Source organism: Rathayibacter sp. AY1A3, from assembly GCF_002930975.1.
GTDB lineage: Bacteria > Actinomycetota > Actinomycetes > Actinomycetales > Microbacteriaceae > Rathayibacter.
On sequence record NZ_PSTO01000056.1, the window covers coordinates 1 to 16,142 of the forward strand.

The window sequence follows — 16,142 nt, forward strand, 5'->3', positions numbered from 1 at the left end:
CTCTTCCGCCCGTCCCGTCTCGTCCCAGGAGGACCGATGCCGTCCCGCCCCGCCCGCACCACCGGCATCGTCCTCGCCGCCCTCGGACTCGTCGCCGTCGTCCTCGCGATCGTGCTGCTCGTCCGGCCCGCCGGCGGGGGAGCGCCCGGCGCAGCCACGGCGTCCGCGGGCCCGTCCTCGGCGCCGTCCGGGACCGCTCCGGCGACGTCCGCCGCTCCCGGCTCCGCGGAGGCGGCCGACGGCGCAGCCGCCCCAGCATCGACGGCCTCCGCCGCTCCGTCCGGCACCGAGCCGGGCACCGGATCCGACGCTCCTCCCGCCATCGTCTCCTTCGCCTCCACCCCCGCCTCCCTCGACTGCGAGGGCGACCGCACCGCCTCCGTCCCGCTCGCCCTGTCGTGGGAGACGAGCGGAGGCGCCACCGCCCGCCTGGCCGTCGGCACCACCGACGCGAGCGCGGGCGAGCCCGTCGACCTCGTGGAGTCCGGCTACGCCGCCGTCACCGCCGACTGCCGCGACTCCGAGACCCTGATCACCCTCGCCGTCCTCGCCCCCGACGGCACCACCGCCCAGCGCACCCTCGTCGTCCCCGCCTCCTGAACCGCTCCGCCCGCGCGGAGGCGGTCACGGAGGCGTCGAGCGGCCCCGGCACGGCAGAATGGGACACGATGACCTCCACACCCCCTCCGCTCGGCCTGCTCCTCGACGTCGACGGGCCCATCGCGAGCCCCGTCACGCGCACGATCTCGATCCCCGAGATCGCCGACGACCTCGTCACCCTGGCCAACGCCGGCATCCCGATCGTGTTCAACACGGGCCGCTCCGACGCGTTCCTGCGCGAGCGGGTCCTGCCCGCGCTCCTCGAGCGCGGCGTCTCGGCCGAGGCCCGCATCGTCTGCGTCTGCGAGAAGGGCGCCGTCTGGTTCACCGTCGACTACCGCGGCACCTCGGAGCCGATCGTCGACGAGTCGCTCGCGATCCCCGAGCCGGTGGCCCGCGACCTCGAGCGGATGATCCGCTCCGACTACGACGACCTGGTCTTCTTCGACGAGACCAAGCGCGCCATGGTCTCGGCCGAGCAGCTGGTCGACCTGCCGAGCGAGGACTACCTCGAGCGCCAGCTCGTCTTCGACGCCGACGCCCTGCAGATCATGACCGCCGCGGGCCTGGGAGTCGAGCGCCGCGGCATCCGGTACCCGAACGAGGAGGGGACGGTCGACTTCCGCATCGACCCGACCGTCATCTCGACCGACATCGAGTCGAACCGGCTCGGCAAGGACCTCGGCGCCCAGCGCGCCGTGGAGCTGCTCGGAGCGACCGGCGCGATCCCGCAGCGCTGGCGCACGGTCGGCGACTCCCGGAGCGACTACGCGATGGCCGACTGGCTGTTCGAGCACGCCTACGACGTCGCCCACGTCGACGTGCGGCCCGCAGAGGGCGTGCCCGAGAAGCCCTACCCGGTCCTCGTCGTCGACGGAGCCGTGAACGACGCGGCCGGCGCCGCCGTGCTCCGCCGCTGGACGGAGCTCGTCGCCGACGAGACGACGCCCGAGGTCGGCGGCGCGATCTCGCTCCACTCGCGGAGCTGATCCGCCACCCCTCGCCGCCCCCGCCGCGGGCCCGTTAGCGTTCGAGCATGAGAATCGCAGTCACCGGTGGATCCGGCAAGCTCGGCCGCCACGTCGTCACCCGCCTCCGCGCTTCCGGGCACGAGGTCTTCAATCTGGACCGTGCGGGGGACCGCGGCGCGGGCTTCGTCCGCATCGACATCGCCGACTACGGCCAGGTCGTGGACGCGCTGCAGTCGGTGAACGACCAGTACGAGGGCATCGACGCGCTCGTGCACCTCGCCGCGATCCCCGCGCCGGGCCTCGTGCCCGACGTCGCCACGTTCCACAACAACATGATCGCGACGTTCAACGCGTTCCACGGAGCGATCCGTGCCGGCATCCGCAACGTCGTCTACGCCTCCAGCGAGACCGTGCTGGGCCTGCCCTTCGACGTCCCGCCGCCCTACATCCCGGTCGACGAGCAGTACCCGGCGCGCCCGGAGTCGGTCTACTCGCTCACCAAGCACCTCGAGGAGCAGATGGCGATCGAGCTGTGCCGCTGGCACCCGGACCTGAAGATCACGGGCCTGCGCTTCTCGAACGTCATGGACGAGGACGACTACGCCGAGTTCCCGTCGTTCGACTCCGACGCGCTGCTGCGCAAGTGGAACCTCTGGGGCTACATCGACGGACGCGACGGAGCGCAGGCGGTCGAGAAGGCGCTGCTCGCCGAGACGACCGGGTTCGACCGCTTCATCATCGCCGCGGCCGACACCGTGATGACGCGCCCCAACGCCGAGCTGGTGGCCGAGGTGTTCCCCGGCGTCGAGCTGCGCGGCGACCTCGGGACAACCGGCACCCTGCTCTCGATCGACCACGCCCGCGAGGTCCTCGGCTACGCCCCCGAGCACTCCTGGCGCGACTCGCAGCAGGGCTGACCCGCGGGCCCGGCGCATCGGGATCCGCGCTGCTCGTCGGTGGGGTGGATCCCGATACGCGGGCTGCGCCCGCTCCTCGATCAGCAGGGGTGCGGTCGGCCCGTGACCGTGCCGGTCGAGGAGCGGCAGCGCGGCGTCTCGAGACCCGCCTGTTCGTGCGCGGCTCGGCTCGCCGCCCCACGCACGAGCGCGCCCGGTCCGCAGGACGACTGCAGGCCGGGCGCGCTCCGTGGAGCCGAGGATCAGCTCGGGATGTAGTTGAAGGTGTCGGGGTCGGGGCCGGTGCGGTGGCCGCGGTCGAGCGCCGTGATGTCGGTCATCGCCTCGTCGTCGAGCTCGAAGTCGAAGAGGGCGAAGTTCTCCTCCACGCGCTTGCGGGTGACCGACTTCGGGAAGACGATGTCGCCGCGCTGGATGTGCCAGCGGAGCACGACCTGCGCCGGGCTGCGGTCGACGTTGCGCGCGATGCGGGTGATGGTGTCGTCGTCGAGGACGAGGCCCTGCGCGATCGGCGACCACGCCTCGGTCGCGATGCCGTGCTCGGTGCCGTAGGCGCGGAGCTCCTGCTGCACGAGGTAGGGGTGCACCTCGATCTGGTTCACGGCCGGGACGATGGTCGCCTCGGCGCGGAGCCGGTTGAGGTGGTTGGTCTGGAAGTTGGAGACGCCGATCGCCTTCGCCTTGCCGCTGCGGTAGATCTCCTCCATCGCCTTCCAGGTCTCCAGGTAGTCGCCCACGTTCGGGAGCGGCCAGTGGATGAGGAACAGGTCGACGTAGTCGAACTGCAGCTCGCCGAGGGTGACGTCGATCGCGGCGAGAGCGTCCTCGCGGGCGTGGAAGCCGTTGTTGAGCTTGCTGGTCACGAAGACCTCGGAGCGGTCGAGGCCGGAGGCGCGGACGGCCTCGCCGACGCCCGCCTCGTTGCCGTACATCTCGGCGGTGTCGATGTGGCGGTAGCCGACCTCCAGGGCCGCCAGGGTCGCGTCCTTGGTCTCGGCCGGGTCGATCTGGAACACGCCGAAGCCCAGCTGCGGGATCTCCACGCCGTTGTTCAGGGTGATCGTGGGGACCGTTGCGGTGTCGTCGCTCATGAGCGAGTACGTCCTTTCGTCGGGGCGAGGGCGCAGTGGAGCCGCGCCGTCGTGCCTCCAGTCCATCGCCTGCGGCTCCCAGCATCAACCCCTTGCGCGCTCGGCGGACATCCAGCTTCCCCGCGGAGGAGGAGTCGGATCCCCCGACCACAGGTGTGCCCTCCCGGGAACGCCGAAGACCCCCGGCACGGATGCCGGGGGTCTTCGGGGAGCGCGACTTACGCGCGGGACTTGCGGCCGGTGATCGCGCCGTAGATGAGGAGGACGACGATCGCACCGACGACGGAGACGATGATGCTCACGATGTTGATGCCGTTGACGGCGTCCTGGATGCCGAACAGCGTGCTGAGGAAGCCGCCGAGCAGCGCGCCCACGATGCCGAGGACGATCGTGATGATCCATCCGCCGCCCTGCTTGCCCGGGAGGATGAGCTTGGCGAGCGCCCCGGCGATGAGGCCGAGGATGATCCAGCTGATGATGCCCATGATGTTTCTCCTTCAGTTCGTGCTCGATCGGCCGTTCCGATGCGAGCGGAGACACCGGCGGGCCGGTGTCCTGTGAGTCGTGGAAGCGGGGGTCAGCGGAGGCGGCGCTGCACCTTGTCGCGGGCCTTGCTCGCGATGGCGGTGAGCTGCTTGGCCTCGCGCTTGGAGGTCTTCTTGAGCTTCTTGCGGGTCTTCTTCGTGGCCGGGTCGTTCCACACGCCGAGTGCGAGGTGGCGCAGCTCTTCGTAGCGGCCACGGCCGGCGCGGGAGCCGAACACGTAGGCGGTGAAGGCGACCAGTGCCAGCAGGACGAGGCGGGGATTCATGCAGTGACCCTTCCATCGGAGAGCACCGGGTCGTGCTCGACACCCATTTGACTCTCCTGCGCAATCCGTGACAAACCACGGCCCGACCATTGACAGGGACCCCTCGCATCGTGTTCCGCGTGCGCGTGTACCCGATTCAGCCGCAGGCCGGAGACGTCTCGGCCGGGAAGCGGGCGTGGAGGTAGCGGCCGTAGCCGCCCTCGACCCGGTTGTCGCGGCGGCCGGAGGTGACCACCTCGCCGCGGTCCGTCGCTCCGACCCGGGCGCCGCTCGCGCGCAGCCGCTCGACGAGCAGGACGTCCTCGTGCAGCGGCTCCCGGCCGAAGCCGCCCGCCGCGAGGTATGCGCTCGCGCGGACGCCGAGGTTCGCGCCGTGGATGCTGCCGATCGACTCCTCCCGCGCGCGGACGTCTCGCCAGCGCGAGTAGGCACCGGGGGAGAGGTCGGCCGGGTCGGGCCGGACCGTGCCGAGCAGCGCGTCGTGCCGTCGGGAGTGCTCGACGTGGGCGGCCAGCCAGTCGCGGGGGACCACGGTGTCGGCGTCGGTGTTGGCGATCCACACCTGCTCGAGCGGAGCGGTGACGGAGGAGAGGGCGTGCGCGATCCCGGCGGAGCGGGCGGCGCCGACTCCGCAGCGGGCGAGCTCCAGCACCTCGGCGCCGGCGGCGCGGGCCCGCTCGCCGGTCGCGTCGGAGCAGCCGTCCGCGGCGACCACGAGGCGCATCCCGATTCCGGGCGCCCGATGGGCGAGGTGGCTCGCACTGGCCTGGACGGAGGCGATCAGGCCGCCGATCCGCTCCTCCTCGTCGCGCGCGGGCACGACGACCAGCACCTGCGCGAGCCGGCTCACACCAGCCCCGTCCGGCGGGCGACCGAGCGGGAGTCGCGGGCGTGGACCTCGAGCAGGACGTCCTCCTCCTCGTGGCGGGCGAGGCGGTGCAGGCCCAGCTCGGCCACGGCGGACTGCACGGCGTCGCCGTCCAGAGCGAGCCCCTCGATCGGATGCCGCCAGTGCACGGTGACGAGCTCCCCCGCGGGGGCGAGGGCGTCGCGGATGGTGCGCAGCACGCCGGGGAGGGCGTCGCCGAGGTAGTAGCCGACCTCCGAGAGCACGACCAGGTCGAACGGACCCTCCAGCACGCCGCGGGTGATGTCGTGGTGCTCGACCCGCACGTGCTCGAGCGGAGCGAGGCGGCGGGCGGCGCGCTCGACGGCGGCGCTCGACACGTCGATCGCCAGCAGGCTGTCGGCCCGGTCGGCCAGCGCCTCGGCCAGCACGCCGATCGAGGCGCCGATCTCCAGCACGGAGCCGTAGCGCTGCTCCGGCAGGCTCGCGAGGGTCAGGGCGCGCTTGCGCTGCTCGTACCAGCGGCTCGTGTACCCCCACGGGTCCTCGTGGCGGGCGTACAGCTCGTCGAAGTAGCTCATGCGATCCTCACCAGCCGGTCGTCCCCGGTGAAGGTGCGCAGGAAGAGCGGATGGAGCACCGGACCGGTCCCGTCGGGCGCGGGGCGGGTCTGGCTGGGGTAGCGGGAGCGGGCGCGGCGGGTCCGCTCGAGCAGCTCGTCGTCGAGCGGCAGGCGCACGAGATCGCCCCACGGCACCTCGGGGTCCTCCGGGTCCGCCCAGTGCCACAGCCAGATCGGCGCGGCGAGCAGCGGCTGCCCGCGCTCGCGCGCGACCTCCGCGCAGATCTCGCCGACCACGCGGTGGTCCCGGTGCCCGTCCCCGGTCCAGGTGGAGAGGAGCAGGACGGTCCCGGGGGCGCCGGCCGCCCGCTCGCGCACCTCGCGTGCGATGCGCTCGTGGTGCTCCGGGGTCGCCGAGTCCGGCACGTCGAGGAAGGCGAGCCCGATGCCGGGGCCGAGCTCCGCCAGGGCGTCCGAGGCCTCCCGCCGGCGCTCGGCAGCGAGGTCCGCGTCCCGCTCCCCGTGGGCCGCGGCTCCGTCGGTCACGACGACGACGTCGACCGCGATCCCGCGCCGACGCGCGAGCGCGATGGTGCCGCCGCAGCCGAGGGTCTCGTCGTCGGCGTGCGCCACGACCACCAGGACGCGCCGGATCCCGTCGGGCAGGGTCAGCTCCGGGAGGCGGTCGCGGCGGCCGTCCGCGGTCCAGCGCTCGAGAGGAGTGCCCTCGAGGCGCCCGTCGAAGGGCCGGCTCACCAGGAGGCCGCCTCGCCCGAGGCGAGCACGGCGCGGCCGAGAGCGGCGTCGTCGCGCTCGGCGTGGTGCTGGCGGACGTAGAGCGCGAGGTCGGCGACGCGCTTGGCGTGCTCGGCGTCGAGGGCGAGCGGAGCCGGGCCGAGCGCGCGGCCGGCGCGGAGCAGGATCTCCTCGACCGCTCCGGCGACGCTCGCCCGCACGCGCTTGGCGAGCAGTGAGCCGCGGGGGCCGTCGGCCTCGCCCGCGTCGACAGCCGCGGCGGCCTCGTCCAGCGCCCGGCGCGACGCGGAGAGCGCCGTGTCGATCGCTCCGAGGTGGGCCAGGAGGTGCGGGTCCTCGCGTCGGGCTGCCGCTGCCGCGACGGCAGCCGCGACTCCGAGGGCTCCGCCGTGCCAGCAGGCGGCGACGCCGATGCCGCCCCAGGCGAAGCCGGGCCGCGAGAGGTACCAGCCGGCGTCCCCCACGGGGACGGCGCGGGTGCCGGAGAAGCGGACCGGTCCGCTGGGCACCTCCGTCAGGCCGCGCGCGTGCCAGGCGTCCTGCTCCGGCGTCGCCGTCCCGTCCCGCAGCGCCACGGCGAAGAGGCGGCGCTCGCCGGAGGCGTCGCCGACGTGGGCGGTGACGAGGGCGGCGTCGAGGCGGTCGGCCAGCGAGCACCAGGGCTTCACTCCGTCGAGCAGCCAGTCGCCGTCGCTCTCGCGGGCGACCAGAGGATCCCCGCCGCCCTCGGCCGCGAAGACCCCCCAGGCGGCGTCGGCGGCGACTCCGAGTCCGGACGGGTCGAGCTCCGCCTCGCCGAGGATCGCGAGAGCGTCGAGGTGCGGCTCCACCGCGCGCGCGACGCCGAGGTCGTGCCGAGCCAGGCGCTCGAGGAGACCGTGCAGCTCGGCGGTGCGACCGGTGCCGGGCCGGGGCGCGTCGGCGCTCAGACCGCGCGCGAAGCCGAGCGCGCCGTCGACGTCGTGGGGGAGGAGAGAGGAGGAGTGCTGGTCCATCGCCTCCGAAACTACGCAGTCGAGCGGGCGGCGTCCGGCGATTGTCCCCGAACGGACGGGGTGCTAAGCGTCAGATGTCGAGGTCGTTGATCCTGTGCAGGAGAGAGGCGAAGAGCTCGACGTCGGCGAGCGCCCAGCTGCGCAGCTCCTCGTGCATCAGCGCCTGGTTCGAGCTGCGGATCTCGCGCAGCCGCGCGGCGGTCGCCGGAGTCACCGAGAGGATCGTGGCGCGGCCGTCCTGCGGGTCGGGGGTGCGCTCGAGGAAGCCGAGGCGGTCGAGCGCCGTGATCTGGCGGCTGAGCGCCGACTTGTCCATCTCGAGGAGCTCGGCCAGCACGCCCGAGTGCACGGGTCCGCGGCGCTCGAGCGCCGAGATCGTCTTGTAGCCCAGCGGCGTCAGCTCCGGGTGGAGCCGCTCGGCGTAGGAGCGCATCGCCGCCCGCACGCGGTTGAAGAGGGTGCTGAGCTCGCCCTCCACCGAGGCGATCGCGGAGTCGACGTCGCGGGCGGAGTCGGGGGTCGGGCCGGTCATGCCTCCAGCATCCCGCGCGCGGGCCCTCCTCCTCGACTTGCGCCCGCGCGCCGCGATGACGTACGCTTCCCGAAGCCAAAGACCGCCGGTTTCCGGTGTGTGCACGAGCAGGGCCCCGGCCCCGCGGATCGCCACCGGACGAAGGATTCGCGAAGCGAATTGCCCGCGCAGGTGCACGAGTTCAGTTCCGCCTCACCGCGATCCCGAAGCTCCGCGCCCCTGTGCCGGAGCTTTTTTCTTTGCCTGCCTTCGGGCTACCGGCACGAGAATTCACAGGAGTAGCCATGGCGAACAAGGAAGCCTCGGTTGCCGAACTCACGGAGAAGTTCCAGAGCTCGACGGCCGTTCTGCTGACCGAGTACCGCGGTCTCACTGTTGCTCAGCTCAAGACGCTGCGCAAGGACATCAGTGAGCACGCAACCTACGCCGTGGTGAAGAACACGCTGACCAAGATCGCGGCGAACAACGCCGGTATCTCGTCCTTCGACGACGAGCTCGCTGGCCCCTCGGCCATCGCGTTCGTGCACGGCGACCCTGTCGCCGTCGCGAAGTCGCTGCGTGCCTTCGCCAAGGCAAACCCTCTCCTCGTGGTCAAGGGCGGTTACTTCGACGGTAACCCGCTGACCGCAGAAGAGGTGGGCAAGCTCGCCGACCTCGAGTCCCGCGAAGTTCTGCTCGGCAAGCTCGCCGGCGCCTTCAAGGCCTCGCTGTTCGGCGCCGCATATCTGTTCAACGCTCCGCTCTCGAAGGCCGTTCGCACGGTCGAGGCGCTGCGCGAGAAGCAGGAGTCCGCGAGCTGACGTCTTCCCCTTCCGGGAAGCAGTGCGCGCGCGGTTCGTAGACAAAGAAAAACAAGGAGAAAAATCATGGCAAAGCTCACGCAGGACGAGCTCATCGAGGCCTTCAAGGAGCTCACGCTCATCGAGCTCTCGGAGTTCGTCAAGAAGTTCGAAGAGGTCTTCGAGGTCACCGCTGCGGCGCCCGTCGCCGCCGCCGGTGTGGCCGGCCCGGCCGCCCCCGCCGAAGAGGTCGAGGAGCAGACCGAGTTCGACGTCGTGCTCGAGGCCGCCGGCGAGAAGAAGATCCAGGTCATCAAGGAGGTGCGCGCCCTCACCAGCCTCGGCCTCGGTGAGGCGAAGGCGCTCGTCGACGGTGCCCCCAAGGCGGTCCTCGAGGCCGTCAACAAGGAGACCGCCGAGAAGGCCAAGGCTCAGCTCGAGGGCGCCGGCGCGACCGTCACCGTCAAGTAATCCCCCTCACCCGTCGCGGGTGCCGGCTCCGGTCGGTCGCTCGTCAGGGTGACGCAGGCACGCCTGCAGACGCAGGGCGTCGTCTCCTCGGAGGCGGCGCCCTTCGTCGTTCCCGGCCGTTGGCGGCGCGCGCCCCTAGGATCGGAGCGTGACTGCTCACGATCTGCTCGCCGGGCTCCCCGCCCGCGACGTCCCGCCCAGCGAGGTCTCGCTCAGCGAGCTCCTGAGCGACTTCGTCTCGGTGACGCACCGGATCACCCGCCTCGCCGCCCAGGCGACCGGCAACCAGGAGTCGCAGGCCGTCTGGCGCACGCTCTCGGTGCTCCTCTCGATGGGCCCGATGCGCCTGGGGGAGCTCGCCTCCCAGAGCCGCGTCTCGCAGCCCACGATGACCAAGATCGTGAAGAACCTCGTCGAGACCGGCTGGCTCGACCGCATCGCCGATCCCCTCGACGCGCGCGCCTGGCAGATCCGCCTGGCTCCCGCCGGTGCGGACGCGCTGAACGCCTGGCGGACCGACCTCGGCGACGCGCTGACGCCGATCTTCGCCGATCTGACTCCGGAGGACCGCCGCGTCCTGGAGCGCGCCGTCGAGATCATGCACGAGCGCCTCGTCGTCGGCCCGCGCGACTGACCCCCTCCCGCACGGTTCCGCCGCGCGGCACACTGGTCGCGTGCAGATGCGACTCGAGCTCGTCCCCCTCCCCGTCGGCGACGTCGACCGCGCGGTCGCCTTCTACACGGAGGTGATGGGCTTCCACCTCGACCACGACGTGCGGCCCTCCGCCGCGATGCGCGTGGTCCAGCTGACGCCGCCCGGCTCGGCCTGCTCGATCGTGGTCGGCAGCGGGATGGGCCCCGGTCCGGAGGAGGGCGTCGTCCGCTCCCTCCACCTCGTCGTCGACGACATCGCCGCCGCTCGTGCGGAGCTCGTCGGCCGCTCGCTCGAGATCAGCGAGGTCCAGGACCTGGGCGGCGTGCAGTACGCGTACTTCGCCGATCCGGACGGCAACACCTGGGCGCTCCAGGAGATCGGGAGCAGGACGCCCCCGGAGTGAGTCAGTCCTCGGGCCAGCGGACCCGGGCGTCGACGTCGGGGTGCTTGCGCAGCCAGGCCGCGACGAAGGGGCAGCGCGGGACGACCGCGCCGCCCGCCTCCGTGATCGCGGTGACCGCGGCCCGCGCGAGGATGCTGCCGAGGCCGTGGCCCTCCCACGCGTCGTCGACGACGGTGTGGGTGAGCGTCACCTCGTCGCCCTGGCGGGTGTACGCGGCGAAGCCGGCCGGGGTGCCGCCGACCTCGATCACGAAGCGGGACCGCTCGGGGACGTCGCGGACGGCGGGGGTGTCGGAGTCGCTCATGCTCCGATTCTCGCTCCCCGCGGCGCCGAGGTGCTGGTGCGGATCACCAGCGAGGCGGGGATCAGCGTGTGGCGGGCCGGGGGAGGGGGCTCGCCGCGACCGAGGGCGGCCAGCGCGTCCAGCACCAGCGCGACCGCGAGCTCGCCCTGCTGGCGCGGGTCCTGGCGGATCGAGCTGAGACCGAAGAGCTCGGCGAGGGGGTGGTCGTCGATCCCGATGACGGAGACGTCCTCGGGCACCGAGAGCCCGAGCTCGCGCGCCGCGAGGATGATCCCGATCGCGATCTCGTCGGAGGCGGCGAAGATCGCCGTCGGCCGGGTGCGCGGGTCGCCGAGGACCTGCCGTCCGGCGCTGTGCCCGCCGGGGATGTCGAAGGTGGTGGGCACGATGTCCTGCGCGCCCGGCTCGAGGCCGGCGGCGGCGAGCGCCTGGCGGAAGCCGTCGCGGCGCTGCGTGTGGACGTGGAAGTCCATCTCCTCCTCCGCGAGCCCGCCGATGTGGACGACCCGCTCGTGGCCGAGGGAGAGCAGGTGCTCCGTGGCGAGGCGGGAGGCGGCGACGTCGTCGATGCTGAAGGTGGGGATGCCGGGGAGCTCGCCGCCGATGCCGACGATGGGCTTGCCCAGGGCGAGGAGCGCCTCCGTCTCGTGCGGCGAGATCTCGAGGGTGACGGCGACGATCGCGTCGACGCGCTTGCGGACGAGGTAGTACTCGAACACGCTCCGGCGGGCGTCGAGGTGCTTGTCGATGTTGTAGAGGAGCAGGTCGTAGCCGGCGGCGAGCAGGGCGCGCTCGATGCCCTCGATGATCCCGGCGAAGAACCACTGGTTGATGATCGGGATGATCACGGCGATGTTGTTGCTGCGGCCGGTGACGAGGCTGGAGGCGTTGGCGGAGACGACGTAGCCCAGGCTCGTCGCGGCGCGCTCGACGCGCTGCTTCGTCCCCGCGGAGACGTAGCCCCGGCCGCTGAGCGCGCGCGAGACCGTCGCCTTCGACACTCCTGCGAGCTCGGCCACCTCTTCGATGCCTGGCACGGCGTTCCTCCCGACCGTCCGGCCTCGATGCTGGAAACGGTTCCAGGAAGTTATACCCCGCCCGGCGGCCGGGCGTCGCGCCGAGATCGATCTCCGCCCGGCCCGGCCGCCGCGATCGCTGTTCTGACGCCGAATCGTTATCTCAGAGAGCGCTCTATCACCGGCGTTGTGCTTTCATCGTTCTTGTGGAAAGGTTTCCCTCCGTGGGAGCCCACCCACACGAATCCGGTGATCCGCTCGGAGTTCCTCCTGGCATCGCCATCACCAGCATCCGAGTCGTCGCGGCACACGCTTCGAGCCGCCACAGCCTCCCGATCCCGATCGGCGAGGAGCGGCCTGCTCGGCTGGTTCCACCACTCAATGAGGAGGAAGAATGCGGTCATCCCTGCACCGCCGTATCACCGTCCCGGTCGCCGTTCTGGCAGCGGCCGGCATCGCACTCGCGGGCTGCTCCAGCAGCAGTGACCCCAACGACCCGAACGCCGGCGGCGGCAGCTCGGCCGGCACGGTCGGCACCGCCGACGGCGTCGTCAACGTCTACGGCACCATCAACGGCGACGAGGCCACCCTTCTCGAGCAGTCCTGGGCGGACTGGGAGAAGGAGAGCGGCATCGAGATCAAGTACACGGGCGACAAGGAGTTCGAGAAGCAGATCGGCATCAAGGTCCAGGGTGGCGACACCCCCGACCTCGCGATCTTCCCGCAGCCGGGTCTGCTCGCCGACACCGTCGCCTCCGGCAAGGTGCAGGAGCTCCCCGAGGGCGCCCTCGCCAACGTCAAGCAGAACTGGTCCGAGGACTGGCAGAAGTACGGCCAGGTCGACGGCACCCAGTACGGCGCGCCGCTGATGGCGTCCGTCAAGGGCTACATCTGGTACTCCCCGGCCAAGTTCAAGGAGTGGGGCGTCTCCGTTCCCACGACGTGGGACGAGATGGAGGCGCTCGGCAAGACGATCGCCGAGAAGACCGGCGGACCGTCCTGGTGCGCGGGCTTCAACTCCGGTGAGGCCTCCGGCTGGCCCGGAACCGACTGGATCGAGGACGCCGTCCTCCGCGAGGCCGGCCCCGACGTCTACGACTCCTGGGTCGCGGGCGACACCCCCTTCACCGACCCGGCCATCAAGTCCGCGTTCGACTCCGTCGGATCGATCCTCCTCGACCCGACCCTCGTCAACGCCGGCTACGGCGACGTGAAGTCGATCAACTCCACCGCCTTCGGCGACGTCGCCCAGAACATGGCGAACGGCACCTGCGCGCTGACCCACCAGGCCTCGTTCTTCGAGGGCTTCCTGACCTCGGCCGGCGCCAACGTGGCCGAGGACGGCGACGTGTGGGCCTTCCTCACCCCGCCGGTCAAGGCCGACGACGCCCAGGCCGTCACCGGTGGTGGCGAGATGGTCGCCGCGTTCTCGAACGACGAGGACACCGCGAAGGTCCAGGAGTACCTGGCCAGCGCCGACTGGGCCAACAGCCGCGTCTCCCTCGGCGGCGTCATCTCCGCGAACACCGGTCTCGACCCGGCCAACGCGGGCAGCGACGTCCTGAAGGACTCCATCGCGATCCTCCAGAACCCGGACACCACGTTCCGCTTCGACGCGTCCGACCTCATGCCGAAGGCAGTGGGCTCGGACAGCTTCTTCAAGGGCATGGTCGACTGGATCGACGGCACGAGCACCGACCAGGCGCTCGAGGAGATCCAGGCCGGCTACACCTCCTAGCAGCGGAGCAGAGCCGCCGCTCCCGAGTGGCGGTTCAGCTGTGACGGCCCGGCCCCCGGATCCACGGATCCCGGGGCCGGGCCCCTCCTGAGTCCAGAGTCGCACTCGAAAGGGCGTCCATGTCCCCCATCACCATCTCGGGGTTCTTCCAATGGCTGGCGGGAATCCCGCCGCTCGCGCAGATCCCGCTCATCCTCCTGGCCTTCGCGGCCGTGGTGGCGCTCATCCTCTTCTTCGTCGAGATCGCGCCCCGCCGCGGCACCGGCTACACGGTCCTCCGGCTCGCGGTCACGGTCGTCCTGCCGGTCGTCCTCCTGCTGGTCTTCGGCCTCTACAACTCCGTCCTCTGGGTCGCTGTGGTGGCCGCCGTCATCGGCGGCGCGCTGTTCCTGCTCGACTTCCGGTCCCGCAAAGGCGCGGGCTACGGACTCCAGCTCATCGCGTTCATGGCACCGGCCGCCTTCTTCATCCTCATCGGCCTGATCTACCCGACGATCACGACGGCCATCAACGCGTTCATGAAGAACGACGGCTCCGGTTTCGCCGGCATCGACAACTTCGTCTGGGTCTTCACCAGCCCCGACGGCATCACCGCCTTCCTGAACACGGTGGTCTGGGTGCTCCTGGCCCCCATCACGGCGACCGCGATCGGTCTCGCCTACGCGGTCTTCATCGACAAGAGCCGCGGCGAGAAGTTCTTCAAGCTGCTGGTCTTCATGCCGATGGCGATCTCGTTCGTCGGCGCGTCGATCATCTTCAAGTTCTTCTACGACGTGCGCCAGGGCGAGCAGATCGGCCTCCTCAACGGCATCCTCACCGCCTTCGGCGCCCCGCCGGTCGACTGGCTGGGACTCGAGCCGTGGAACACGCTGTTCCTCGTCGTCGTCCTCATCTGGACCCAGGCCGGATTCGCCATGACGGTGCTCTCGGCCGCCATCAAGGGCGTCCCCTCCGAGCAGCTCGAAGCGGCCTCGCTCGACGGCACCAGCGCGTGGCAGTCCTTCTGGAACGTCACCGTCCCCGGCATCCGCTCCTCGATCGTGGTCGTCCTCACGACGATCTCGATCGCGTCGCTGAAGGTCTTCGACATCGTCTCGGCGATGACCGGCGGCCGCTCCGACACCACGGTCCTCGCGTTCGAGATGGTCCGCCAGTTCCAGCTCGGCGCCCGCAGCGGCTACAGCGCGGCCCTCGCGGTCATCCTGTTCCTGCTCGTGCTCCCGATCGTCGTCTACAACGCCCGCCAGCTCGCCAAGCAGAGGGAGATCCGATGAGCGTCACGCCCACTCCGATCCAGGTTCCGGTCGACCGCAGCACCGAGCGCGCGCTCGCCCGCGGCGAGTCCAGGATCGAGGCGGCCAGCGGCAAGGTGAAGAAGGCGACGACGTCGCGCGGCGCCACCCTCGCCGCGCTGATCATCGCTGTCATCTGGACCGTCCCCACCCTCGGTCTGTTCATCTCGTCGTTCCGCCCCGCGAACGACATCAAGACGACCGGCTGGTGGACGATCTTCGCCAACCCCGGCTTCACCCTCGACAACTACGCGAACGCGCTCAACTCCGGCGACAGCCTGACCCTGGGCAAGGCGTTCGTGAACTCGCTCGTCATCACGCTGCCGGCGGCGCTGATCCCGATCACGATCGCCAGCCTCGCCGCCTACGCGTTCGCCTGGATCGACTTCAAGGGCCGCAACACGCTCTTCGTCCTCGTGTTCTCGCTCCAGATCGTCCCCATCCAGATGGCGCTCGTGCCGCTGCTGCAGCTGTTCTCGGACGGCCTGCGCATCGGAGGGCTCTACATCCTCCCCGGCCTCGGGGTGAACGGGTTGGACGGCTCCTACGCGAAGGTGTGGATCGCGCACACGATCTTCGCGCTCCCGCTCGCGATCTTCATGCTCCACAACTTCATCTCCGAGATCCCCGGCGAGGTCATCGAAGCGGCACGAGTGGACGGCGCCGGACACGGCCAGATCTTCTTCCGCATCGTGCTCCCGCTCTCGGTCCCCGCCATCGCCTCCTTCGGCATCTTCCAGTTCCTCTGGGTCTGGAACGACCTGCTGGTCGCGACGGTCTTCACCTCCGGACAGGGGCTGCCGATCACGAAGGCGCTGCAGGACCTCACCGGCTCCTACGGCCAGTCGTGGGAGCTGCTCACGGCCGGCGCGTTCATCTCGATCATCGTGCCGCTCATCGTGTTCTTCTCCCTCCAGAGGTTCTTCGTCCGCGGCCTCCTCGCCGGCGCCACCAAGGGCTGACGACCCGCGGGGGTGCCGTGGGCGGCGTTGTCGTCGTCGGCGGTAGCTCCGCTACAGCTCTCCTCCTCCGCCTTGCCCACGACACCCCCGCGGGCCGTCAGCACTGCTCGTCGGGGGGAAGAGGGTGCACGAACGAAGGCCCGGGTCCTGCTGCGCAGGACCCGGGCCTTCGTCGTGCGGTGGCGCCGGGGGCGGCCACCAGGGGAGCACGGCGCCGGGGGCGGCCGACTGAGGCACGGCGCCGGAGGCGGGCGACGGGGAGCGGCGCCTGCGGCGGCCCTCTCGGGCCGGGGGCGGCTAGCGGCGGAGCGGCGTATCGAGACCTGCGGACCGCATGGTGGTCGAGCCGGGCCAGTTCGTCGCCTTCGTCGGTCCCTCCGGCGCGGGCAAGACCACCATCTCGTACCTCGTCCCGCGCCTCTACGACGTGGCCGGGGGAG

At 71.2% G+C, this 16,142-nt stretch carries 20 protein-coding genes and 1 pseudogene; 11 read left to right on the plus strand and 10 right to left on the minus strand.

Features of this window, described 5'->3' with window-relative positions; genetic code table 11:
• Positions 1–36 precede the first annotated feature (36 nt).
• The 3 genes from C5C10_RS16625 (at position 37) to C5C10_RS16635 (ending at position 2,488) form a co-directional block, all read left to right on the plus strand.
• Positions 37–600, plus strand: a complete 564-nt coding sequence (locus C5C10_RS16625; RefSeq protein WP_104329817.1) for a hypothetical protein — start codon at positions 37–39, stop codon at positions 598–600.
• A 68-nt stretch (positions 601–668) separates the two neighbouring features.
• On the plus strand, positions 669–1,589 hold the full coding sequence (locus C5C10_RS16630) for a hypothetical protein (protein WP_104329818.1): 921 nt from the start codon (positions 669–671) through the stop codon (positions 1,587–1,589).
• 47 nt (positions 1,590–1,636) lie between these two features.
• Positions 1,637–2,488: an NAD(P)-dependent oxidoreductase gene (locus tag C5C10_RS16635; protein ID WP_104329819.1), complete on the plus strand. Its 852-nt coding sequence runs from the start codon at positions 1,637–1,639 to the stop codon at positions 2,486–2,488.
• A 242-nt stretch (positions 2,489–2,730) separates the two neighbouring features.
• Here C5C10_RS16635 and C5C10_RS16640 read toward each other — a convergent pair whose 3' ends face one another.
• The 8 genes from C5C10_RS16640 to C5C10_RS16675 form a co-directional block, all read right to left on the minus strand.
• The gene (locus tag C5C10_RS16640; RefSeq protein ID WP_104248244.1) at positions 2,731–3,579 is read right to left on the minus strand and encodes an aldo/keto reductase; all 849 of its coding nucleotides are present in this window, start codon (positions 3,577–3,579) and stop codon (positions 2,731–2,733) included.
• 218 nt (positions 3,580–3,797) lie between these two features.
• Entirely contained in the window at positions 3,798–4,064 is a 267-nt protein-coding gene (locus C5C10_RS16645; protein WP_068255196.1) for a GlsB/YeaQ/YmgE family stress response membrane protein, read from the minus strand.
• 92 nt (positions 4,065–4,156) lie between these two features.
• Positions 4,157–4,390 carry a hypothetical protein gene (locus tag C5C10_RS16650; protein WP_104227476.1) on the minus strand — a complete coding sequence of 78 codons (234 nt, stop codon included), beginning with the start codon at positions 4,388–4,390 and terminating at the stop codon, positions 4,157–4,159.
• 136 nt (positions 4,391–4,526) lie between these two features.
• The gene (locus C5C10_RS16655) at positions 4,527–5,240 is read right to left on the minus strand and encodes a glycosyltransferase family 2 protein (RefSeq protein ID WP_104329820.1); all 714 of its coding nucleotides are present in this window, start codon (positions 5,238–5,240) and stop codon (positions 4,527–4,529) included.
• On the minus strand, positions 5,237–5,818 hold the full coding sequence (locus C5C10_RS16660) for a class I SAM-dependent methyltransferase (protein WP_104329821.1): 582 nt from the start codon (positions 5,816–5,818) through the stop codon (positions 5,237–5,239). Before C5C10_RS16660 ends, C5C10_RS16655 begins: the two co-directional genes overlap by 4 nt.
• Positions 5,815–6,555: a PIG-L deacetylase family protein gene (locus C5C10_RS16665; RefSeq protein WP_160033802.1), complete on the minus strand. Its 741-nt coding sequence runs from the start codon at positions 6,553–6,555 to the stop codon at positions 5,815–5,817. The genes C5C10_RS16660 and C5C10_RS16665 overlap by 4 nt, the downstream gene beginning before the upstream one ends.
• On the minus strand, positions 6,552–7,550 hold the full coding sequence (locus tag C5C10_RS16670) for an acyl-CoA dehydrogenase (RefSeq protein ID WP_219813281.1): 999 nt from the start codon (positions 7,548–7,550) through the stop codon (positions 6,552–6,554). The genes C5C10_RS16665 and C5C10_RS16670 overlap by 4 nt, the downstream gene beginning before the upstream one ends.
• A gap of 70 nt (positions 7,551–7,620) precedes the next feature.
• Positions 7,621–8,082 carry a MarR family winged helix-turn-helix transcriptional regulator gene (locus C5C10_RS16675; protein ID WP_104224334.1) on the minus strand — a complete coding sequence of 154 codons (462 nt, stop codon included), beginning with the start codon at positions 8,080–8,082 and terminating at the stop codon, positions 7,621–7,623.
• Between the two features lie 284 nt (positions 8,083–8,366).
• On the opposite strand from C5C10_RS16675, the gene rplJ reads away from it, so the two are divergent.
• The 4 genes from rplJ (at position 8,367) to C5C10_RS16695 (ending at position 10,390) form a co-directional block, all read left to right on the plus strand.
• On the plus strand, positions 8,367–8,882 hold the full coding sequence (gene rplJ, locus C5C10_RS16680; protein ID WP_055791018.1) for a 50S ribosomal protein L10: 516 nt from the start codon (positions 8,367–8,369) through the stop codon (positions 8,880–8,882).
• A gap of 66 nt (positions 8,883–8,948) precedes the next feature.
• On the plus strand, positions 8,949–9,332 hold the full coding sequence (rplL, locus tag C5C10_RS16685; protein WP_104224335.1) for a 50S ribosomal protein L7/L12: 384 nt from the start codon (positions 8,949–8,951) through the stop codon (positions 9,330–9,332).
• A gap of 148 nt (positions 9,333–9,480) precedes the next feature.
• Positions 9,481–9,966 carry a MarR family winged helix-turn-helix transcriptional regulator gene (locus tag C5C10_RS16690; protein ID WP_244229591.1) on the plus strand — a complete coding sequence of 162 codons (486 nt, stop codon included), beginning with the start codon at positions 9,481–9,483 and terminating at the stop codon, positions 9,964–9,966.
• A gap of 40 nt (positions 9,967–10,006) precedes the next feature.
• The gene (locus tag C5C10_RS16695) at positions 10,007–10,390 is read left to right on the plus strand and encodes a VOC family protein (protein ID WP_181027271.1); all 384 of its coding nucleotides are present in this window, start codon (positions 10,007–10,009) and stop codon (positions 10,388–10,390) included.
• Between the two features lies 1 nt (position 10,391).
• On the opposite strand, the gene C5C10_RS16700 is transcribed toward C5C10_RS16695, so the two are convergent.
• Both C5C10_RS16700 and C5C10_RS16705 read right to left on the minus strand, forming a co-directional pair.
• Positions 10,392–10,694: a GNAT family N-acetyltransferase gene (locus tag C5C10_RS16700; protein WP_104329822.1), complete on the minus strand. Its 303-nt coding sequence runs from the start codon at positions 10,692–10,694 to the stop codon at positions 10,392–10,394.
• On the minus strand, positions 10,691–11,731 hold the full coding sequence (locus C5C10_RS16705) for a LacI family DNA-binding transcriptional regulator (RefSeq protein WP_104224337.1): 1,041 nt from the start codon (positions 11,729–11,731) through the stop codon (positions 10,691–10,693). The genes C5C10_RS16700 and C5C10_RS16705 overlap by 4 nt, the downstream gene beginning before the upstream one ends.
• 373 nt (positions 11,732–12,104) lie before the next feature.
• Here C5C10_RS16705 and C5C10_RS16710 point away from each other — a divergent pair, with 373 nt between their 5' ends.
• The 4 genes and pseudogenes from C5C10_RS16710 to C5C10_RS16725 form a co-directional block, all read left to right on the plus strand.
• A complete protein-coding gene (locus C5C10_RS16710) occupies positions 12,105–13,448 on the plus strand; it encodes an ABC transporter substrate-binding protein (protein WP_104227181.1) in 1,344 nt (447 codons plus the stop codon).
• Positions 13,449–13,567: 119 nt separating this feature from the next.
• Positions 13,568–14,722, plus strand: a complete 1,155-nt coding sequence (locus tag C5C10_RS16715; protein WP_181027270.1) for a carbohydrate ABC transporter permease — start codon at positions 13,568–13,570, stop codon at positions 14,720–14,722.
• Positions 14,719–15,702, plus strand: a complete 984-nt coding sequence (locus tag C5C10_RS16720; protein WP_104224339.1) for a carbohydrate ABC transporter permease — start codon at positions 14,719–14,721, stop codon at positions 15,700–15,702. The genes C5C10_RS16715 and C5C10_RS16720 overlap by 4 nt, the downstream gene beginning before the upstream one ends.
• A gap of 340 nt (positions 15,703–16,042) precedes the next feature.
• Positions 16,043–16,142: pseudogene (locus C5C10_RS16725) on the plus strand (ATP-binding cassette domain-containing protein); the annotation flags it as partial.